At 75.4% G+C, this 3,822-nt stretch carries 4 protein-coding genes; all 4 read right to left on the bottom strand.

Features of this window, described 5'->3' with window-relative positions; all coding sequences use genetic code 11:
• On the bottom strand, window positions 1-1,536 hold a 1,536-nt coding region (locus tag HGCM_RS11870), incomplete at its 3' end, for a threonine--tRNA ligase (protein ID WP_019137051.1).
• A gap of 95 nt (window positions 1,537-1,631) precedes the next feature.
• On the bottom strand, window positions 1,632-2,330 hold the full coding sequence (locus HGCM_RS11865) for an ABC transporter ATP-binding protein (protein ID WP_019137050.1): 699 nt from the start codon (window positions 2,328-2,330) through the stop codon (window positions 1,632-1,634).
• Window positions 2,327-3,295, bottom strand: a complete 969-nt coding sequence (locus tag HGCM_RS11860; RefSeq protein WP_019137049.1) for an ABC transporter ATP-binding protein — start codon at window positions 3,293-3,295, stop codon at window positions 2,327-2,329. The genes HGCM_RS11865 and HGCM_RS11860 overlap by 4 nt, the downstream gene beginning before the upstream one ends.
• Window positions 3,292-3,822 (bottom strand): FtsX-like permease family protein (locus HGCM_RS11855; RefSeq protein ID WP_026075437.1); only part of this gene is annotated, 531 nt, incomplete at its 5' end. The genes HGCM_RS11860 and HGCM_RS11855, both read right to left, overlap by 4 nt.

Raw genomic sequence — 3,822 nt, 5'->3', positions numbered from 1 at the left:
GAGCTGCCACGTGCGGCCGATCGCGTCCTTCACCTGGACGGAGATCTTCGGGCCGTAGAACGCGGCGCCGCCCGGGTCGTCGACGAGGTGCAGGCCGGACGCCTCCGCGACCTCCCGCAGCGTCTCTGTCGCCTCGTGCCACGTCGCGTCGTCCCCGACCGACTTCTCGGGGTCGCGCGTCGACAGCTCGAGGTAGAAGTCGTCGAGGCCGTAGTCGCGCAGCAGGTCCAGCACGAACGTCAGGAGCGAGGCGAGCTCGTCGCGCATCTGCTCGCGGGTCGTGTAGATGTGCGCGTCGTCCTGGGTGAACCCGCGGGCGCGGGTGAGGCCGTGGACGACGCCCGACTTCTCGTACCGGTACACGGTGCCGAACTCGAACAGCCGCAGCGGCAGCTCGCGGTACGAGCGTCCGCGCGAGCGGTAGACGAGGTTGTGCATCGGGCAGTTCATGGGCTTGAGGTAGTAGTCCTGACCCTCGCGCCGGACGGTGCCGTCCTCGTGGTACTCGGTGTCGAGGCGCATCGGGGGGTACATGCCGTCGGCGTACCACTCGAGGTGCCGGGAGGTGTGGAACAGCTTCGCCTTCGTGATGTGCGGGCTGTTGACGAACGAATACCCGGCCTCGACGTGCCGCCGCCGGGAGTACTCCTCCATCTCCATCCGGACGATCCCGCCCTTGGGGTGGAAGACCGCCAGGCCGGACCCGATCTCGTCGGGGAAGGAGAACAGGTCGAGCTCGTTGCCGAGCCGGCGGTGGTCGCGGCGCTCGGCCTCGGCGAGGCGGTCGAGGTGCGCCTTGAGGTCGTCCTTGCTGGCCCACGCGGTGCCGTACACGCGCTGCAGCTGCGGGTTCTTCTCGGACCCGCGCCAGTAGGCCGCGGCCGAGCGCATGAGCTGGAAGCCGTTGCCGACCAGGCGGGTGCTGGGCAGGTGCGGGCCCCGGCACAGGTCCTGCCACACGACCGTCTCGGACTCGCGGCCGGCACCGCGCACGTTCTCGTAGATCGACAGACCGCCGAGGCCGACCTCGACGTCGGCGCCGTCCGCCGCGCCGGGCGCGCCCTTGAGCCCGATGAGCTCGAGCTTGTACGGCTCGGCGGCCATGGCCTCGCGCGCCTCGTCCTCGGTCACGTCGCGGCGGCGGAACGTCTGGCCCTCCTTGACGATCCGCGCCATGACCTTCTCCAGGGCCCGCAGGTCCTCCGGCGTGAAGGGCGTCTCGACGTCGAAGTCGTAGTAGAAGCCGTCGGTGATCGGCGGGCCGATGCCGAGCCGGGCCTTCGGGTTCACCTCCTGCACCGCCTGCGCGAGCACGTGGGCGGCCGAGTGGCGCAGCACGGACAGGCCGTCGGGCGAGCCGATCGTGACGGACTCCACCACGGTCCCCGCCTCGAGCTCGCGGGCGAGGTCCCGCAGCTCGCCGTCGACCCGCACGACGACGACGTCACGGCGGTCGGCGAACAGCTGCGTGCCCGTCGTGCCCTGCTCCACCGTGGTCGCGGATCCGTCGACGGTGAGGGCGATCTGCTCGGGCACCGGTGCTGCCTCCTTCGTGGGGCGTCCCGCCCGTGCGGCGGGCCTCCGGCGATGCTACCGGCGCGAGCGCTCGCTCCCGCGCCGCCGGGGGCGGCTCACGGACGCCCGCCGTCCGCCCGCCCGTCGCGGAGCAGGAGCACGTGGTCGCCCCGCTCGAGCAGGGCGGGCTCGTGCGTCGCGACGACGGCGGCGAGGCCCTGGGTCCGGACCAGGTCGACGACGAGGTCCATGACGACCTTCCCGGTGGCGCTGTCGAGCTGCCCCGTCGGCTCGTCGGCGACGAGCAGCCGGGGGCGGGCGACGAGGGCGCGGGCGATCCCGACGCGCTGCTGCTGCCCGCCGGAGAGCTCGTCCACCCGCTGGTGCAGCTTGTCCTGGAGCCCGACGAGCGCGAGCACCTCCCGGACGCGCTCCTCGCGCTCGTCGGCGGGCGTGCGGCGCAGCCGCAGCGGCACCTCGACGTTCTCCCCCGCCGTCAGCGCCCCGACGAGGCCGAACGACTGGAACACGAAGCCGATCCGGTCACGGCGCAGGTCGGCCAGCGCGTCCGGGCCCAGCCCCGCGACGTCCGTGCCGTCGACGAGCACCCGCCCGGCCGTCGGGCGGTCGAGCGTCCCGAGCATCGCGAGGAGCGTCGACTTGCCGGCGCCGGACGGTCCCCCGACCACGAGCAGCTCGCCGGCCGCGGCGCGCACGTCGACGCCCTGCACGGCCACCCGCTCACCCGCGGGGGTGCGGAACGCGCGGGTGAGCCCGAGCCCCTCCAGCACGGGGGCCTGGCCGTCGGTGCTCATCGCGGCTCCTCGTCGTCGGGTCGGGCGCCGTCGCCCGGGGGGTCGTCGGACGCGGGCCGGTCGGGCGCCCTCCCGTCCGGCCGCACCGTGACGTGGTCCGGCTCGAGCCCGAGCCGGACCCGCTCGCGCAGGTCGAGCGCCTCCGTGAACGCGGCGGGCAGCTGCAGGCGCCCGGCCCGGTCCAGCACGGCGTACTCCTGCGCGATCGTGTGCTCGCGGCCGTGCTCGTCCACGTGGGTCGAGCGCAGCACCTCGGTGGACGTGCGCCCGTCGCGGATCTGCACCGTGCGGCGCACGTGCGACGAGACCGACGCGTCGTGCGTCACGACGAGCGTCGTCACGCCGCGCGCCTCGTTCACGGTCCGCATCGCCTCGAGCACGCCCACGCTCGCCGCCTCGTCCAGCTCGCCCGTGGGCTCGTCGGCGAGCAGGACGCGCGGCTCGTTCGCGAGCGCGACCGCGATGGCGACGCGCTGCTGCTGGCCGCCCGACAGCCGGGCGGGCCGCTCGTCGCGCACGTCGGCGACGCCGAGCAGGTCCAGCAGCTCGACGGCCCGGGCCGCGCGCTCGCGCCGCCGCGTCGTGCGGGCGATCGCGGTCACGGCCTCGACGTTCTCCTGCGCGGACAGGAACGGCAGCAGGTTGCGCCCGGTCTGCTGCCACACGAAGCCGACGCTGCGGCGCCGGAAGGTCAGCCGCTCGCGCGCGCCCATCGTCGTGAGGTCGTGCCCCGCGACGCGTGCCCGGCCGGCCGTGGGCAGGTCCAGCCCCGACAGGATCGTCAGGAGGGTCGACTTGCCCGAGCCCGACGCGCCGACCACGGCGACGAGCTCGCCCGCCCCGATCGTCAGGTCGAGCCCCTGCAGGGCCTGCACCTCCACCCCGTGGGACGCGAACACGCGCACGAGGCCCTCGCACCGGATCTCCGGCTCGCGAGCCGTGACCGCCTGCGTCGTCGTGCTCATGCGTCCTCCCCGTCGACGTCGCCGCCGGGACCCCCGGCCGCCTCCCCCACCCGCTCCGCGTCCTGCACGCCGCGCGCCCCCGCCGTGCGTGCCGCGAACGCGCCCACGAGCGTGGCGGCCGCCGTCACGGCGGCGAACCCGAGCACCACCGTCGCGAGCGCCCGCGCGTCGAGCACGGCCGCGGAGCGCTCGGCCAGGCCCGTGAACCGTCGCACGTCGAGCGCGGGCACGACGAGCCACGCCATGGCCAGGCCGGCGCCGGTGCCCGCGACGAGCCCCGTGACCGCCACCGGCGCGACCTCCCACACCGCGAGCTCCCGCGCGGCCGCCGGGCGCAGGCCCAGCGCGGCGAGCACCCCGACGAGCGCACGCCGGGCGCCGGCCCCGAGCGCGAGCGTCATGACGACGGCGAGGGCCGCGAGCAGCGCGGAGGCGACGAGCGACCCCACCGCGGCGGCCTCCAGGGCCCGGACGTCCGGGGCGGCGAGCCGCGCCGCGACGAGCTGGGCGGGCGTGACGACGTCCGC

The organism is Cellulomonas massiliensis JC225 (assembly GCF_000312005.1).
Taxonomy (GTDB): Bacteria; Actinomycetota; Actinomycetes; order Actinomycetales; family Cellulomonadaceae; genus Cellulomonas; species Cellulomonas massiliensis.
This window is presented reverse-complemented; position numbering and strand designations above follow the sequence as displayed.

Excerpts from the sequence above, each read along its gene's own strand:
- HGCM_RS11860 (WP_019137049.1), bottom strand. The coding sequence starts at position 3,295 with ATGAGCACGACGACGCAGGCGGTCACGGCTCGCGAGCCGGAGATCCGG.
- HGCM_RS11865 (WP_019137050.1), bottom strand. The coding sequence starts at position 2,330 with ATGAGCACCGACGGCCAGGCCCCCGTGCTGGAGGGGCTCGGGCTCACC.